Origin of the sequence: Vibrio sp. 03-59-1, assembly GCF_013114135.1 — a bacterium.
Classification (GTDB): domain Bacteria; phylum Pseudomonadota; class Gammaproteobacteria; order Enterobacterales; family Vibrionaceae; genus Vibrio; species Vibrio cortegadensis.
Genome location: NZ_VTYA01000015.1, coordinates 56,475 through 72,998, shown reverse-complemented (window position 1 = coordinate 72,998; position 16,524 = coordinate 56,475). Strand labels below are relative to the sequence as shown.

Below are 16,524 nucleotides of genomic sequence, written 5' to 3'. Positions count from 1 at the left end.
GCTAAATGAATCCTCTCATGAGCGATAGTTAGTCAGCTATTTCGGAGGCCCTGTCTCTTCTAGTTATCTAGCAAGAATGGTCTCCTCTTCACAAATAGATATATGGATTGGTCAAAAGAGTTTCAAGGGATTATTTTTAATTATTTTCCTAATTCAATATTTTTCAGTAACTTAAAAACAAAAAAGACCGCCATTTCTGGCAGTCTTTTAATAAAAAATTTAGTTTTTTGAGACGAAGTTATTTCGTTTTAGTTCAAGGAAGAGGCGCGGAGCATACGAATGTATGTGAGCACCTCTGACACAGAAATTAAGCGAAAGAGCGAAGTATCAAAGAGACTAAACGTCTAGGTTTGCTACTTTAAGTGCGTTATCTTCGATGAAATTACGGCGAGGTTCAACTTGGTCACCCATTAACGTAGTAAACAGTTGATCGGCACCAACAGCATCATCGATTTTCACTTGCATCATACGACGAGTTTCAGGATCCATTGTGGTTTCCCAAAGCTGATCTGGGTTCATTTCACCTAGACCTTTATATCGCTGTAGGCTTAAACCACGACGAGACTCTTTAATCAACCAGTTCAATGCTTCAACAAAAGTATCCACAGGCTGTGTACGTTCGCCACGTTTGATGTAAGCATCCGCTTCAATCAAGCCATGTAACGCTTCTGATAGATCTGCTAATTTGCCGTACTCTTTAGAGTTAAACAGGTCTACACTCAATGCGTATTCGTGAGTCACACCATGAGTTCGAACGACAATTTTTGGTAAGTTAAGACCAAGCTCTGCATGCTGTTCAACTTCTAAGCTGTACTGACTCGCACCCTCTTCTTTCGCGTTCAATTGCTCAACTAAGGTTTTACCCCAAGTCTCAACGGCGCCAGCATCATGACACTGTTCAGCCGTTAGGCGTGGTGTGTAGATAAGCTCATGAATCAGAGCGCGTGGGTAACGACGGCTCATTCGGTCCACCAGCTTAATACCAGCATTATATTGCTGAACAAGCGACTCAAGACCTTCACCAGAAATCGCTGGTGCATCTGCATTCACGTGTAATTCAGCGTTATCAAGCGCTAAAGAAACTTGGTATTGATCCATCGCTTCTTCATCTTTGATGTACTGCTCTTGCTTACCTTTTTTCACTTTGTATAGTGGCGGTTGAGCAATATAAATGTAGCCACGTTCAATTAGCTCAGGCATTTGACGGTAGAAGAACGTCAGTAGCAGCGTACGAATGTGAGAACCATCGACATCGGCATCGGTCATGATGATGATGTTGTGGTAACGCAGTTTGTCTGGGTTGTATTCATCACGGCCAATACCACAACCTAATGCAGTAATCAGCGTCGCAACCTCTTGAGAAGATAGCATCTTATCAAAACGTGCTTTTTCAACGTTTAGGATCTTACCTTTCAGTGGAAGAATCGCTTGGTTTTTACGGTTACGCCCCTGCTTGGCTGAACCGCCAGCAGAGTCTCCTTCCACAATATAGAGTTCAGAAAGTGCAGGATCTTTTTCCTGACAATCCGCAAGTTTACCTGGAAGGCCCGCTAAATCTAATGCGCCTTTACGACGAGTCATTTCGCGTGCTTTACGCGCCGCTTCACGAGCACGAGCCGCATCAATAATTTTAGAACAAACAATCTTAGCTTCAGTTGGGTTCTCAATCAGGAACTCAGCCAGTTTTTCGTTCATTGCTGATTCAACAGCAGATTTCACTTCGGAAGAAACTAATTTATCTTTCGTTTGGCTAGAGAACTTAGGATCCGGCACTTTTACCGAAACAACAGCCGTCAAACCTTCACGAGCATCATCACCAGAAGTGGATGCTTTTGCTTTCTTAGAGAAACCTTCTTTATCCATGAAGCTGTTCAACGTACGCGTTAATGCCGCACGGAAGCCAGCAAGGTGAGTACCACCATCTCGCTGTGGAATGTTATTGGTGAAACAGTAGATGTTCTCTTGGAAGCCATCATTCCACTGCATTGCGACTTCAACGGTGATGCCATCTTCACGTTCAAAATCGAAGTGGAAGATTTTCTGGATGATTGGTGTTTTATTGGTGTTTAAGTGATCAACGAACGCCTGAATACCACCTTCATATCTGAAGTGATCCATTTTATCTTCTTCACGTTCATCAACGAGTTTGATGGAAACGCCAGAGTTCAAGAATGATAACTCACGTAGTCGCTTCGCTAGAATCTCGTAATGGAATTCGACATTAGTGAACGTATCTTCACTTGGCCAAAAGCGAATCTTAGTACCAGTTGCTTCTGTTTTACCCGTTACGGCTAGTGGCGCTTGAGGCTCACCATGACAATAGGTTTGTTGATGCGTTTCACCTAAACGATGAATAGTAAGGTCAACCTGCTTTGAAAGTGCGTTTACAACTGAAACACCTACACCGTGCAAGCCACCCGATACTTTATAAGAGTTATCATCGAACTTACCGCCCGCATGGAGAACCGTCATGATTACTTCAGCGGCCGACACACCTTCTTCTTCGTGAATTTCAGTCGGAATACCACGGCCATCATCGCTCACAGAGACTGAATTATCTTCATGGATCGTGACGATAATGTCATTACAGTGGCCTGCTAACGCTTCATCGATTGAGTTATCCACCACCTCAAATACCATGTGGTGCAGACCGGTACCATCATCCGTGTCGCCAATGTACATTCCTGGACGCTTTCGAACGGCATCCAGACCCTTCAGTACTTTAATACTCGATGAATCGTAATTATCTGACATGAATTACTCTCTCACTAATTAACTATGCTCTATTTTGCCATGTTCCACATGAAACATCTTACTGTTTTCATCATGCATATCTGCAATTTGGCTGGCGGTGATAGAACTTACAAAAACCTGAGCCCCCGTCTTTTTTAAGCAGTCCGCTAGGCGCTCACGACGTTGGCTATCTAATTCGGAAGCAAAGTCATCGATAAGATAAACACATTGCTTTCCTGTCACTTGAGTTAAGTGCTGTCCCTGCGCTACACGCAACGCGCAAACCATTAACTTCAACTGACCGCGTGACAAAACATCCTCTACAGGTGTTCCGTTCACTTTTATCTTAAGATCCGCTTTATTTGGCCCACTAAAGGTATAACCAAGTTTCTGATCTCGTTCAAAATTCGTTTCAAGAATTTCGGCGTAAGGTGTATTTTTATCCCACCCACGGTAATAATTTAACTGGATATCAAATTCAGGCAAAAACGTGCGGCAGATTTCTTCGGCCACGACCTTTAATTGCTCTACATAATCTGAACGCCACTGACTGATTTTTTCAGCCAATTGCGCGAGTTCTTGATCCCAGTAACTGAGTTCTCGGTAATCACGAGCAGTTTTCAGTAATGCGTTTCTCTGCTTACTTAAACGCTTAACTCGCCCCCACACCTCATAGAAACCAGCCTCACTATGAAACACACCCCAGTCAATAAATGCACGACGGTGTTTAGGGCCATCGGTAAGTAAATCAAAACCTTCGGGATGAATCAATTGCAAAGGCAATACTTGTGCTAACTGTGCTAACTTCTGCCCAGATTGACCGCCTATTTTAACCTCTGTTGAGCCATCACGCTGTTTATTTATGCCAATAGGTAGCTCAAATTGATCAGAGGTCATAAAACGACCATGAACAAAGAGTTCACTACACTCATTTTGAATGACTCGCCCCGTTAGAGAACTCTTAAATGAACGGCCATGTCCCAGCAGATAAATGGCTTCAAGTACGCTGGTTTTCCCGCTTCCATTCGGGCCTATAAGAAAGTTAAAGCCTGATGATAGTTGAATATCACAGGCTTCAATATTTCTAAACTGTTTGACGATTAAACGCGTTAAAGGCATTTGTACGTTACAGACGAATCGGCATAACTACATACATCGCACTATCATCTTCAGCATTTTCAACTAAGGCGCTGGCATTCGCATCTGACATTGAGATCCGAACTTGATCACAACGTAGCGTATTTAATACATCTAAGACGTAACTAACATTAAAACCAATTTCGAGATCATCGCCTTCATACGTGACATCCAACACCTCCTCAGCCTCTTCTTGCTCAGGGTTGTTGGCGGTAATTTTCATCTCGTTATTAACAAGATTGACGCGAACGCCACGGAATTTTTCATTCGATAAGATAGCGGCACGAGAAAATGACTGACGTAGTTCATCACAGCTAGCTTCAAGGGTTTTGGTGGTATTTTGTGGCATTACGCGGCGATAATCAGGGAAACGGCCATCAACTAACTTAGAAGTGAATACATAGTTGTTCACTTCAGCTCGGACGTTAGAACTGCCGATTTGCAGTGTCACTGGCTGCTCAGGTGCATCTAACAGTTTCACTAACTCTTGTACCCCTTTACGCGGCACAATAATTTGCTTTTGAGCAAAGTCTGCACCTAATGACACGAGCGATACCGCCATACGGTGACCATCGGTTGCAACAGAGCGCAACGTTGAGCCTTCAATCTCAAATAACATGCCGTTTAGGTAATAACGCACATCTTGGTTTGCCATCGAAAATTGAGTTTTTTCAATTAGGCCACGCAACTCAGCTTGAGTCACCGTGACTTCAACTTCACTTTGCCAATCTTCAATATTTGGAAAGTCATTCGCAGGTAAGGTAGCCAAAGAGAAACGACTGCGGCCAGAGCGTACTTGAATACGATCGCCATCTAATACCACAGTGATCACTGCGCTATCAGATAAACCTCGACAAATATCAAGGAACTTACGTGAAGGTACGGTAACAGTACCCGCTTCAAATTCACCTTCTAGTGTCACGCGACTGATCAGTTCAACTTCAAGATCGGTAGCCGTCAATGACAGTACGTTATCTTCTACCTTTAGCAGCAAGTTACCTAGAATAGGCAAAGTCGGTCTACCACCTAACGCGCCAGATACTTGCTGTAAAGGCTTGATTAAGTGACTACGTTCAATCGTAAATTTCATATTTAACTCTTAGCAATAACGGGCAATTAAGAAGACAAGGTTCTAATTAGATTTGAATAATCTTCTTTAATATCATGACTTTCTTCGCGCAACTGAGCAATTTTACGGCATGCGTGTAATACCGTGGTATGGTCTCGACCACCAAACGCATCACCAATTTCAGGCAAGCTATGGTTGGTTAACTCTTTGGCTAGAGCCATGGCCAGTTGACGAGGTCGTGCCACAGAGCGTGAACGACGTTTAGATAATAAATCAGCGACTTTGATTTTGTAATACTCAGCGACTGTTTTTTGAATATTATCAATGGTCACGAGTTTTTCTTGTAACGCGAGTAAATCACGCAGTGCTTCACGAACAAAATCAATGGTGATAGGGCGGCCAGTAAAGTTAGCATTGGCGATAACACGATTTAACGCACCTTCTAACTCACGTACATTAGAACGCAAACGCTTAGCGATAAAGAAAGCCACTTCGTCCGCCAGATGAATCTGATGGTCTTCCGCTTTTTTCATTAAAATTGCCACGCGTGTTTCTAGTTCTGGTGGCTCGATAGCAACCGTTAAGCCCCAACCAAAGCGAGATTTTAAGCGATCTTCTACCCCGTTTATCTCTTTAGGATAACGGTCAGAAGTTAATATAATTTGTTGATTGCCTTCAAGCAGAGCGTTAAATGTATGGAAGAACTCTTCTTGAGAACGCTCTTTATTAGCGAAAAATTGGATATCATCGATCAATAATGCGTCAACACTACGGTAGTAGCGCTTAAATTCTTCGATCGCATTATTTTGCAGCGCTTTCACCATATCCTGAACAAAACGCTCTGAATGCATGTAGATAACTTTTGCATTCGGTTTGTTGTCGATAATGGCATTACCGACGGCATGCAATAAGTGAGTCTTACCTAAACCGGTACCACCATAAAGAAATAGTGGATTATACGCCGTACCAGGATTATCCGATACCTGACGCGCTGCTGCTAAACCCAACTGGTTCGATTTACCTTCCACGAAGTTATTAAACTTATGCTTAATATTCACATTCGAGCGGTGATTAATATTGATCACCTCAGATTCATCATCCCACGTTTTATGCACAGGTCTGCGAGCTTGCATTCGAGCTGGCGCTGAAGATTCTGCCGCAACATCCGCTTGAGAGCGTACGGGCTTAGGTTTCGGTGCTGCTGCCACAGGGCGGCTACCGACCTCAAATCTCAGGCTCGGGATATCATTACCGCAATACTCTTGAAGTAAGCGGTTAATATTATTCAGGTACTTATCGCGAACCCAATCCAGTACAAAACGGTTAGGTGCAAATAGAGTAAGAGTATTGTCATTGAGCTCTGCTTGTAACGGACGAACCCACATGCTGAATTCTGTTGCTGGTAGCTCTTCTTGAAGCTGTTGCAAACATTGCAACCAAAGCGAAGATGACACGATGCCCCACCCTATTTAGATTATCGGAAAAGATTGGCAATTTTACCTGTTGATAACCCAGATCACCAGCACTTGATCGAGGATCCAGTGAATAAGATCGAAGTTATTCACAATATTTGATGGCTAATACAGTTGATCCACACAAATCACCCCAAATTTACCCACACATTGATCCACAATTGAAGGATCAACCACACTTATCCCCAGAACGAAACCCACCTTTCAGTTATGGTTAATAACTACTAGTTATTTATTCTATTGAGTCTTTTCCCAGTAACATCCTGTCCTATAAAAATAAGGAGTTATAAAATGAAAAACTGGATTAAAGGTACGCTTACTGCGATTGCTCTATCAGCAACCATGACACAAGCCGTTTACGCTGCTACAACTGAAGTGAAAGTCGGCATGTCTGGCCGCTATTTCCCTTTCACATTCGTTAAACAAGATAAGCTACAAGGCTTTGAAGTGGACTTGTGGGATGAAATTGGCCGTCGTAACGACTACAACGTTGAGTATGTTACCGCTAACTTCTCTGGCTTGTTTGGTCTACTAGAAACAGGTCGAATTGATACCATCTCAAATCAAATTACGATCACTGAAGCTCGTCAAGCTAAATACCTATTTGCTGACCCTTATGTGGTAGACGGTGCGCAAATAACCGTTCGCAAAAACAATGACGCGATTAAAAGTATTGAAGACTTAAGCGGTAAAACCGTTGCAGTCAACCTAGGCTCAAACTTCGAGCAACTGCTGCGTGATTACGATAAAAACAACGCAATTACGATCAAAACCTACGACACCGGTATTGAACATGATGTCGCACTTGGCCGTGCCGATGCTTTTGTCATGGATCGCCTATCAGCACTAGAGTTGATTAAAAAAACAGGCCTTCCACTGAAACTCGCTGGTCAACCGTTTGAAACCATCGAAAATGCTTGGCCATTTTTAAATAATGATAATGGTAAAAAGCTACAACAAGATGTGAACAAAGCATTAGCGGCGATGCGTGCTGATGGAACGCTAGGTTCAATTTCTGAAAAGTGGTTTGGTGCCGACATCACCCAAAAGTAATTTGATTGTCGTCAATCAGCCCACTACTTTATCAATGATGTAGTGGGTTTTTGCTTTCTTTACGTTGTACAAAAGAGATAAATAATGGGATTTGATTTTAATTACATGCTGGAACTGTTGCCGATACTGTTTAAGTACCTTGGCACAACCATGGAAATGGCTATCTGGGGATTACTATTCTCACTGATACTGGCCGTCATTCTTGCCAACATTCGCGTATTCAAGATCCCTGTATTCGATCAACTCAGCCAGCTATATATTAGCTTTTTCCGTGGTACGCCATTACTCGTTCAGCTTTTCTTACTCTATTATGGTCTGCCACAAGTCTTTCCTATTCTCGTCGGGCTAGATGCCTTCAGTGCTGCGGTGATTGGGCTTACTCTCCATTTTGCTGCTTATATGGCTGAAAGTATTCGTGCTGCCATCATGGGAATAGATCGCAGCCAGATGGAAGCCAGCTTATCGGTTGGCATGACGACAAGCCAAGCCATGCGAAGAATCATTCTTCCACAGGCGACACGTATTGCCCTGCCATCATTGATGAACTACTTCATTGATATGATCAAATCGACATCACTTGCTTTTACATTAGGTGTTGCCGAGATAATGGCAAGAGCTCAGATGGAAGCTGCATCCAGTTTCCGTTTTTTCGAAGCTTTCTTAGCCGTCGCTCTCATTTACTGGGGAGTGGTCATCATCTTAACTCGAGTGCAGATTTGGGCTGAAGCAAAAATGAATAAGGCATACCAACGATGATAAAACTAACCAATATCCATAAAAGCTTCGGCGATAATGAGATCCTAAAAGGTATTGATTTAGAAATAAAACAGGGTGAGATAATCGTTGTTATCGGCTCTAGTGGTACAGGAAAATCAACCTTATTACGCTGTATTAACTTTCTTGAGCAAGCCAATAAAGGCACGATTAGCATTGATGATATCGATGTGGATACAGAGAAATTTACCAAAGCAGAAATTCTTGCGTTACGAAGAAAAACAGGCTTTGTTTTCCAAAATTATGCACTATTTTCTCATTTGACCGCACGCCAAAACATAGCAGAAGGCTTGATCACTGTTCGTGATTGGAAAAAAGATCAAGCGTATGCCAAAGCACAACAGATCTTGGATGATATCGGCTTAAGCGACAAAGGCGACAGTTATCCAGCCGCACTCTCAGGAGGACAACAGCAACGAGTTGGCATCGGCCGCGCGATGGCATTACAACCAGAGCTTCTTCTATTTGATGAGCCAACATCAGCATTAGATCCTGAATTAGTTGGGGAAGTTCTCGCATTAATGAAACAATTAGCAACTCAACATCAAACCATGTTGGTTGTAACACATGAAATGCAGTTCGCAAAAGAGGTCGCAGATAGAGTGATCTTCATGGCTGAAGGCAAGATAGTAGAACAGGGAACACCGGATCAAATATTCAATGATCCGCAAGACCCAAGACTACAAAAATTCTTAAATTTGGTCGGGATCGAATAGGATCCTTGCGCTCTTGCTCACAAAACGTATAATCCGTCGACCGGAATTATCGTTGAACCAATTATTGACTCTTTGAGAGCCAGTGATTACAATTCCGCCTCTTTGTTGAGAGGCGTCGGATTTCCTGTTCTTAATAAAGACAAGAAAATATGCCCACGCCGGGTTTAACAAAACCTAAAAACTACTGATCAGTAAGGTAATTACAATGAAACGCACTTTTCAACCTACAGTTCTAAAGCGCAAGCGTTCACACGGTTTCCGTGCTCGCATGGCGACTAAGAACGGCCGCGCAACAATCAATGCACGTCGTGCAAAAGGCCGTAAGCGCCTTTCAAAATAATTAAATTATTTTGAATACGTTCGCGTTCAATCGGGAGTTACGCTTGTTAACTCCCGAGCATTATCAAAATGTCTTCCAGCAAGCTCATAGAGCAGGCTCCCCCCATTTCACCATTATTGCTCGCAATAACTCTCTTTCTCATCCTCGTCTTGGATTAGCAGTTCCGAAAAAACAGATTAAAACCGCAGTCGGTCGTAATCGCTTTAAACGTATTGCTCGTGAAAGTTTCCGTAATCAACAACATAAACTTCCTAACAAAGATTTTGTTGTAATTGCAAAAAAGAGTGCTCAAGATTTAAGCAATGATGAAATATTCAAGCTCTTTGAAAAATTATGGCTTCGCCTGTCTCGCCCTTCACGAGGTTAGCTATTGGGCTGGTCCATCTTTACAGATGGTTCATTAGTCCCCTTATCGGACCTCGCTGTCGGTTTACTCCAACCTGCTCTTTGTATGCGTTAGAAGCATTGAAAGCTCACGGTTTTGTAAAAGGGTGTTGGTTATCAGGCAAACGTCTATTAAAATGTCACCCTTTGAATGAAGGGGGATTTGACCCCATTCCACCAGTCCAAAAACAAGACAGAGATAAATAACGATGGCTTCTCAACGTAATATCCTGCTAATCGCACTGGCTCTAGTTTCTTTCTTATTGTTCCAACAATGGAACATTGCAAAGAATCCAGCACCACAAGCGGTTGAACAGGCACAACCAAGCAGCACACTACCTGCTCCATCTTTGGCTAACGAGCTTGATCCTGCTCCAGCTCAACAAGCATCAGCAAAAACTATCCAAGTAATTACTGATGTTTTGACTCTGTCAATCGATACAGTTGGTGGTGATGTAGTTACAGCAAACCTAAATGATTACTCTGCAGAATTCGATTCTGAAGATTCTTTTGCTCTTCTTAAAAACGAACCTGGTCACCAATTTATCGCTCAAAGCGGTTTAGTGGGTCCTCAAGGTATCGATTTAAGCAGCACTAACCGCCCAAGCTACACGGTTTCAGCAGACAGCTTTACGCTGGCTGACGGTCAAGATGAACTACGCATCCCAATGACTTACCAAGCTAACGGCTTAGATTACACAAAAACATTCATCCTTAAGCGCGGCAGCTACGCAATTGATGTTGAATACGATGTAATCAACAACTCTGGCAATAATGCAACATTCGGCATGTACGCTCACCTACGTCAAAACGTAATGGACGATGGTGGCAGCCTAACAATGCCAACTTACCGTGGTGGTGCTTACTCTACGGAAGATACGCGTTACAAAAAATACAGCTTCGATGATATGCAAGATCGCAACCTGTCTCTTAACCTAGCCAATGGTCAAGGTTGGGCAGCAATGATTCAGCACTACTTTGCAAGCGCATGGATCCCACGCGACGAAGCAGGCAGCAACCTTTACACTCGTGTTATTGGTAGCCTTGCCGACATTGGCGTTCGTATGCCAAACAAAACAATTGCGACAGGCGACAGTGCCAATTTCCAAGCAACGCTTTGGGTTGGTCCTAAACTTCAAGAGCAAATGGCTGCCGTTGCACCAAACCTAGATCTAGTAGTGGACTACGGTTGGTTATGGTTTATTGCGAAACCACTTCATACTCTGCTTTCGTTCATTCAAGGTATCGTTGTGAACTGGGGTCTGGCAATTATCTGTCTAACATTCATCGTTCGTGGTGCTATGTACCCACTAACGAAAGCTCAGTACACGTCTATGGCGAAAATGCGTATGCTTCAGCCTAAGCTGACCGCAATGCGTGAACGTATTGGCGATGACCGTCAACGCATGAGCCAAGAAATGATGGAGCTGTACAAGAAAGAGAAAGTAAACCCACTCGGTGGCTGTTTACCAATCGTTCTTCAAATGCCAATCTTCATTTCACTATACTGGGCACTAATGGAGTCTGTTGAGCTACGTCATTCACCGTTCTTCGGTTGGATTACTGACCTTTCAGCACAAGACCCATACTATATCTTGCCACTTCTAATGGGTGCTTCAATGTTCCTAATCCAGAAGATGAGCCCGACAACAGTAACGGATCCAATGCAGCAGAAGATCATGACCTTTATGCCGGTTATGTTTACATTCTTCTTCCTGTTCTTCCCTTCAGGTCTGGTTCTATACTGGCTAGTATCGAACATCGTAACTCTGATTCAGCAAACGCTAATCTACCGAGCGCTGGAAAAGAAAGGTCTGCATACTAAATAACATTTAGTAGTAACCTAAAAAAATAGAGAAAGGCGACCAAAAGGTCGCCTTTTTGTATTTCGCTGATTACAATTCAACTCATTACATTTTAATGATATTACTCATTAATGATTCACATTGAACCGTATTAAATTTAAGTAGGCACATTATGACTACAGACACCATTGTCGCTCAAGCTACCGCCCTAGGGCGAGGCGGAGTCGGTATTATTCGAGTATCAGGTCCTAAAGCGACCCAAGTTGCTATAGAGGTTACCGGACGTGAGCTAAAGCCACGTTATGCTGAATATCTTCCGTTTAAAGGGCAAGATGGAACCGAACTCGATCAAGGTATTGCACTCTATTTTCCAAACCCGCACTCCTTTACTGGAGAAGATGTTTTAGAGCTGCAAGGCCACGGCGGTCCTGTTGTCATGGATATGCTAATCAAACGCATTCTTGAGATCCCCGGATTACGAGCAGCGAAGCCTGGAGAATTCTCTGAACGCGCCTTCTTAAATGACAAAATGGACTTAACTCAAGCAGAAGCCATTGCTGACTTAATTGACGCTAGTTCAGAAGAAGCCGCAAAATCAGCACTACAATCGCTTCAAGGTGAATTTTCAAAGCGCATCAATACCCTTGTTGAATCGCTCATCTACCTACGTATCTACGTAGAAGCTGCTATTGATTTTCCAGAAGAAGAGATCGATTTTCTAGCGGATGGAAAAGTAAGCGGTGACTTACAAGCCATCATCGATAATTTGGAAGCGGTACGCAAAGAGGCCAATCAAGGTGCAATCATGCGTGAAGGGATGAAAGTCGTCATTGCTGGCCGCCCAAATGCGGGAAAATCAAGTTTGCTGAATGCTCTTTCTGGTAAAGAGAGCGCCATTGTGACAGATATTGCAGGTACAACACGAGATGTATTACGTGAGCACATTCATATCGATGGCATGCCGCTGCACATTATTGATACCGCTGGATTGCGAGAAGCTTCTGATGAAGTCGAAAAAATTGGTATTGAACGCGCATGGAAAGAGATAGAACAAGCCGATCGTGTTCTATTTATGGTTGACAGTACAACCACGCAAGCGACGGATCCTAAAGAAATTTGGCCTGATTTTGTCGATCGACTACCAAACAATATTGGAATGACAGTGATCCGCAATAAAGCGGATCAAACGACCGAAGATCTTGGTATTTGCCACGTAAACGATCCGACGCTTATTCGACTGTCAGCGAAAACGGGAGAAGGTGTGGATGCTTTACGTAATCACCTAAAAGAGTGCATGGGCTTTGCTGGTGGCAACGAAGGTGGCTTCATGGCTCGTAGACGCCATCTTGATGCGCTAGAGAGAGCAGCAGAGCACTTAAACATAGGCCAGCAGCAGCTAGAAGGGTATATGGCAGGTGAAATTCTGGCAGAAGAGCTTCGCATCACTCAACAGTACCTAAATGAGATCACAGGTGAGTTCAGTTCCGATGATTTACTCGGAAAAATCTTCTCTTCATTCTGTATCGGAAAATAAACCATTAAACGCGATTTAATAGACATCGCGTTTTTTATTACAAGGAATAAAGAATGATTCATATCATTACTGGCAGTACTCTCGGTGGTGCCGAATACGTAGGAGATCACTTAAGTGACCTTCTGCAAGAGAAAGGGCTAGAGACAGTCATCCACAATCAACCTCAAATAAGCTCTATTCCTAATAGTGGCACTTGGTTAGTCATCACATCGACTCACGGTGCAGGCGCGTACCCAGATAATATCCAACCGTTTATCTCTGAATTAGAAAAAAATCCACCGAAAATGGATGGCGTTAAGTTCGCTGTCATTGCGATTGGTGACTCCAGTTATGACACTTTTTGTGCTGCTGGTTTGCATGCTTTTTCACTCTTAAAAGAGATAGGAACAACCTCGATCAGTGACTGTTTTACCATTGATATTTTATCCCAATCAGTACCAGAAGACGCTGCAGAAGAGTGGCTAAACCAGCATTTTGACCAGTTTTAGAGCTAGAATTATCTCTATAAAGGCGGTGTCTACCGCCTTTTTTTATGCCTAATTTTAAATTTGTGAATAACTTTCTCTAATTTCACAAAACTGTTTGCTCAAAAAACAAACAAATCACTTGTGGATAACATAGATCATTTCCAGTGTTAAACCTATAGTTATCCCAATGATAACTTATATGCTTGGATCCCCCTGTGTATAAGTAGCCATTTTGATCCCAGCTAATCCTCCGGTTGATCCAAACTAGATCACACCTTTTGATCCACAAAAGATCAATGATCTTGTTGATCATTTTCCACTTATCCACAGAAACACTCGATCCTAATAATAGATCTAATAAAAGATCTCTATAAAGATCTTATATATATTAAGGAAAGGAGCTTTGATCAAAAAAAGCTAAAAGCGATTCTCTAGTCCATGGAAAAAAGGTAGAATAACGCTCCATTTTCTCTGTCCATTAAATCGTTTTTATACCTGAGGTCGGTCCATGCTTTATCACGAAAAATTTGACGTCATTGTTGTTGGTGGCGGTCATGCAGGAACAGAAGCCGCACTCGCATCAGCCCGTACTGGACAAAGTACACTCTTGCTTACTCATAACATCGACACGTTAGGACAAATGTCTTGTAATCCGGCAATTGGTGGTATCGGTAAAGGTCATCTTGTCAAAGAAGTCGATGCTATGGGTGGATTGATGGCACAAGCTATCGATCACGCAGGTATTCAATTTAGAACTTTGAATGCATCAAAAGGTCCTGCAGTAAGAGCAACTCGTGCTCAAGCTGATCGAGCTCTGTACAAAAGTTATGTACGCCATGCTCTTGAAAACACACCAAACCTAACTCTGTTTCAACAATCAGTCGATGATCTCATTGTTGAAAATAATCATGTCGTAGGTGTCGTTACTCAAATGGGATTAAAATTCCATGCCAAAGCCGTAGTGTTAACGGTTGGTACTTTCCTTGGCGGAAAAATTCATATCGGAATGGAAAGCTCTGCGGGAGGGCGAGCAGGAGATCCTCCGTCAATCGCACTAGCAGATCGTCTACGTGAGTTACCATTCCGAGTCGATCGTCTCAAAACAGGTACACCACCACGCATTGATGCCCGTAGCGTTGATTTTTCCGTACTTGAAGCTCAGCATGGTGATAACCCAACGCCTGTATTTTCTTTCATGGGATCACGCAGCCAACAACCTCGCCAAATTCCATGCTTTATCACGCATACCAATGAAAAAACGCATGATGTAATACGTGCTAATTTAGATCGCAGCCCAATGTATGCTGGTGTTATCGAAGGTATTGGACCTAGATATTGCCCATCAATTGAAGATAAAGTGATGCGTTTTGCTGACAAAAACAGTCACCAAATCTTCATTGAGCCTGAAGGACTCACGACTCATGAGTTGTACCCTAACGGTATTTCAACAAGCTTACCTTTTGATGTACAAGTTCAAATTGTTCGTTCAATGAAAGGTTTTGAAAATGCACATATTGTTCGTCCAGGTTACGCGATTGAATATGATTTCTTTGATCCTAGAGATTTAAAACAGAGCTACGAAACGAAATTTATTAGTGGATTATTCTTTGCTGGCCAAATCAACGGCACAACAGGCTATGAAGAAGCGGCAGCTCAAGGCTTAATGGCCGGACTAAACGCAAGCTTGTATACACAAGGTAAAGAGTCATGGAGCCCAAGACGTGATCAAGCCTATATGGGCGTGTTGATCGATGATTTATCGACAATGGGCACGAAAGAACCTTACCGTATGTTTACTTCACGTGCGGAATACCGCTTATTGCTTCGTGAAGACAATGCTGATTTACGTTTGACAGAAAAAGCGCATGAGCTTGGTCTTATTGATGATGCTCGCTGGGCTCGATTCAACCAAAAAGTTGAAAATATTGAGCAAGAGCGCCAACGATTAAAAGATCTATGGATGAACCCAAAATCTGAAGGTATCGCGGATCTTAACGCATTATTGAAGACACCAATGTCACGCGAAGCGAGTGGTGAAGATCTTTTACGTCGTCCAGAGATCACCTACCCACTGCTGACTGGTTTGGATATGTTTGCTCCAGCCCTTGAAGATCAACAAGCCGCAGAGCAAGTTGAGATAATGGTGAAATACGAAGGTTATATTCAGCGTCAGCAAGATGAAATCGACAAATCATTACGCCACGAGAACACTAAACTGCCAATCGATCTTGATTACAGTGAAGTGAAAGGGCTATCAAATGAGGTCGTCGTGAAATTGACCACGGCCAAGCCGGAAACATTAGGTATTGCATCGCGTATCTCTGGTATCACTCCAGCGGCCATTTCTATTTTATTGGTGCATCTGAAAAAACAAGGTTTACTGAAAAAAGGCGAGCAAGCTTAATGAGCGTATTACGTATAAAACTAGACCAATTATTAGCTCAAACTGATTTAGAAGTGAATGAGAATCAGCGTGAACAACTCGTCGGTTATGTGGAGATGTTGAATAAGTGGAATAAAGCTTACAACCTCACCTCGGTTCGCGATCCTATGGAAATGCTGATTAAACATATTTTAGACAGTATTATTGTAAGTACATACTTACATGGAAAGCGTTTTATTGACGTTGGTACTGGGCCTGGCTTACCTGGCGTACCACTTGCAATCATGAATCCAGATTGTGACTTTGTCTTATTAGACAGTTTAGGTAAGCGAATTCGTTTTATTAAACAGGCAACCCACGAATTAGGCATCAAAAATGTGATGCCTATTCAAAGTCGTGTAGAAGAGTATCAACCTGAAGATAAATTTGATGGTGTACTCAGCCGTGCATTTGCTTCAATGACGGATATGGTGGAATGGTGTCATCACCTACCAAAAGATAATACTGGTGTGTTTATGGCGCTAAAAGGTCAATTATCTGAAAACGAAATTGAGCAGCTTCCAGAATGGTGTACCGTGACAGATGTCAAAGCTTTACAGGTTCCAGAGCTTGAAGGTGAGCGTCATCTGGTAATCTTATCGCGTAAGGGATAACAGC

General features: G+C 42.7%; 15 protein-coding genes. 11 read left to right on the top strand and 4 right to left on the bottom strand.

The window, feature by feature from the left end:
* Positions 1-336 precede the first annotated feature (336 nt).
* From gyrB to dnaA, 4 genes are read right to left on the bottom strand one after another with little or no spacing between them, the layout of a single operon-like run.
* The gene (gyrB, locus tag F0249_RS15395; RefSeq protein WP_171757128.1) at positions 337-2,754 is read right to left on the bottom strand and encodes a DNA topoisomerase (ATP-hydrolyzing) subunit B; all 2,418 of its coding nucleotides are present in this window, start codon (positions 2,752-2,754) and stop codon (positions 337-339) included.
* An 18-nt stretch (positions 2,755-2,772) separates the two neighbouring features.
* A complete protein-coding gene (gene recF / locus F0249_RS15390; RefSeq protein WP_171757127.1) occupies positions 2,773-3,852 on the bottom strand; it encodes a DNA replication/repair protein RecF in 1,080 nt (359 codons plus the stop codon).
* 7 nt (positions 3,853-3,859) lie between these two features.
* On the bottom strand, positions 3,860-4,960 hold the full coding sequence (gene dnaN, locus F0249_RS15385) for a DNA polymerase III subunit beta (RefSeq protein WP_017054308.1): 1,101 nt from the start codon (positions 4,958-4,960) through the stop codon (positions 3,860-3,862).
* 26 nt (positions 4,961-4,986) lie between these two features.
* Positions 4,987-6,393: a chromosomal replication initiator protein DnaA gene (gene dnaA, locus F0249_RS15380; RefSeq protein WP_017054309.1), complete on the bottom strand. Its 1,407-nt coding sequence runs from the start codon at positions 6,391-6,393 to the stop codon at positions 4,987-4,989.
* A gap of 309 nt (positions 6,394-6,702) precedes the next feature.
* Between dnaA and F0249_RS15375 the strand changes: the two genes are divergently transcribed.
* The 11 genes from F0249_RS15375 to rsmG all read left to right on the top strand — a co-directional run bounded on the left by F0249_RS15375 (position 6,703) and on the right by rsmG (position 16,520).
* On the top strand, positions 6,703-7,464 hold the full coding sequence (locus F0249_RS15375; RefSeq protein WP_017054310.1) for an amino acid ABC transporter substrate-binding protein: 762 nt from the start codon (positions 6,703-6,705) through the stop codon (positions 7,462-7,464).
* Positions 7,465-7,548: 84 nt separating this feature from the next.
* Positions 7,549-8,220: an amino acid ABC transporter permease gene (locus F0249_RS15370; protein ID WP_017054311.1), complete on the top strand. Its 672-nt coding sequence runs from the start codon at positions 7,549-7,551 to the stop codon at positions 8,218-8,220.
* Positions 8,217-8,954 carry an amino acid ABC transporter ATP-binding protein gene (locus F0249_RS15365; protein ID WP_017054312.1) on the top strand — a complete coding sequence of 246 codons (738 nt, stop codon included), beginning with the start codon at positions 8,217-8,219 and terminating at the stop codon, positions 8,952-8,954. Before F0249_RS15370 ends, F0249_RS15365 begins: the two co-directional genes overlap by 4 nt.
* 205 nt (positions 8,955-9,159) lie before the next feature.
* Positions 9,160-9,294 carry a 50S ribosomal protein L34 gene (gene rpmH / locus F0249_RS15360; RefSeq protein WP_017054313.1) on the top strand — a complete coding sequence of 45 codons (135 nt, stop codon included), beginning with the start codon at positions 9,160-9,162 and terminating at the stop codon, positions 9,292-9,294.
* 43 nt (positions 9,295-9,337) lie between these two features.
* On the top strand, positions 9,338-9,661 hold the full coding sequence (rnpA, locus tag F0249_RS15355) for a ribonuclease P protein component (RefSeq protein WP_253825330.1): 324 nt from the start codon (positions 9,338-9,340) through the stop codon (positions 9,659-9,661).
* Positions 9,628-9,885, top strand: coding sequence for a membrane protein insertion efficiency factor YidD (yidD, locus tag F0249_RS15350; protein ID WP_084654886.1), 258 nt, complete (start codon positions 9,628-9,630; stop codon positions 9,883-9,885). The genes rnpA and yidD overlap by 34 nt, the downstream gene beginning before the upstream one ends.
* A gap of 2 nt (positions 9,886-9,887) precedes the next feature.
* Positions 9,888-11,507 (top strand): membrane protein insertase YidC, encoded by a 1,620-nt coding sequence (gene yidC / locus F0249_RS15345; RefSeq protein ID WP_171757125.1) that lies wholly within the window; start codon positions 9,888-9,890, stop codon positions 11,505-11,507.
* A 148-nt stretch (positions 11,508-11,655) separates the two neighbouring features.
* Positions 11,656-13,017 carry a tRNA uridine-5-carboxymethylaminomethyl(34) synthesis GTPase MnmE gene (gene mnmE, locus F0249_RS15340; protein WP_017054316.1) on the top strand — a complete coding sequence of 454 codons (1,362 nt, stop codon included), beginning with the start codon at positions 11,656-11,658 and terminating at the stop codon, positions 13,015-13,017.
* Between the two features lie 53 nt (positions 13,018-13,070).
* Positions 13,071-13,505, top strand: a complete 435-nt coding sequence (gene mioC / locus F0249_RS15335; protein ID WP_017054317.1) for an FMN-binding protein MioC — start codon at positions 13,071-13,073, stop codon at positions 13,503-13,505.
* 487 nt (positions 13,506-13,992) lie between these two features.
* Complete coding sequence (mnmG, locus tag F0249_RS15330; RefSeq protein ID WP_171757124.1) at positions 13,993-15,888, top strand: tRNA uridine-5-carboxymethylaminomethyl(34) synthesis enzyme MnmG; 1,896 nt, start codon at positions 13,993-13,995, stop codon at positions 15,886-15,888.
* Positions 15,888-16,520 carry a 16S rRNA (guanine(527)-N(7))-methyltransferase RsmG gene (gene rsmG / locus F0249_RS15325; protein WP_171757123.1) on the top strand — a complete coding sequence of 211 codons (633 nt, stop codon included), beginning with the start codon at positions 15,888-15,890 and terminating at the stop codon, positions 16,518-16,520. Before mnmG ends, rsmG begins: the two co-directional genes overlap by 1 nt.
* Positions 16,521-16,524: the final 4 nt, after the last annotated feature.

What these genes read in the sequence shown, in the direction of transcription:
- rsmG (WP_171757123.1), top strand. Translation starts at nt 15,888, where the DNA reads ATGAGCGTATTACGTATAAAACTAGACCAATTATTAGCTCAAACTGAT.
- recF (WP_171757127.1), bottom strand. Translation starts at nt 3,852, where the DNA reads ATGCCTTTAACGCGTTTAATCGTCAAACAGTTTAGAAATATTGAAGCC.
- mnmG (WP_171757124.1), top strand. Translation starts at nt 13,993, where the DNA reads ATGCTTTATCACGAAAAATTTGACGTCATTGTTGTTGGTGGCGGTCAT.
- F0249_RS15365 (WP_017054312.1), top strand. Translation starts at nt 8,217, where the DNA reads ATGATAAAACTAACCAATATCCATAAAAGCTTCGGCGATAATGAGATC.
- yidC (WP_171757125.1), top strand. Translation starts at nt 9,888, where the DNA reads ATGGCTTCTCAACGTAATATCCTGCTAATCGCACTGGCTCTAGTTTCT.
- rpmH (WP_017054313.1), top strand. Translation starts at nt 9,160, where the DNA reads ATGAAACGCACTTTTCAACCTACAGTTCTAAAGCGCAAGCGTTCACAC.
- F0249_RS15370 (WP_017054311.1), top strand. Translation starts at nt 7,549, where the DNA reads ATGGGATTTGATTTTAATTACATGCTGGAACTGTTGCCGATACTGTTT.
- mnmE (WP_017054316.1), top strand. Translation starts at nt 11,656, where the DNA reads ATGACTACAGACACCATTGTCGCTCAAGCTACCGCCCTAGGGCGAGGC.
- mioC (WP_017054317.1), top strand. Translation starts at nt 13,071, where the DNA reads ATGATTCATATCATTACTGGCAGTACTCTCGGTGGTGCCGAATACGTA.
- gyrB (WP_171757128.1), bottom strand. Translation starts at nt 2,754, where the DNA reads ATGTCAGATAATTACGATTCATCGAGTATTAAAGTACTGAAGGGTCTG.
- yidD (WP_084654886.1), top strand. Translation starts at nt 9,628, where the DNA reads ATGGCTTCGCCTGTCTCGCCCTTCACGAGGTTAGCTATTGGGCTGGTC.
- dnaN (WP_017054308.1), bottom strand. Translation starts at nt 4,960, where the DNA reads ATGAAATTTACGATTGAACGTAGTCACTTAATCAAGCCTTTACAGCAA.
- F0249_RS15375 (WP_017054310.1), top strand. Translation starts at nt 6,703, where the DNA reads ATGAAAAACTGGATTAAAGGTACGCTTACTGCGATTGCTCTATCAGCA.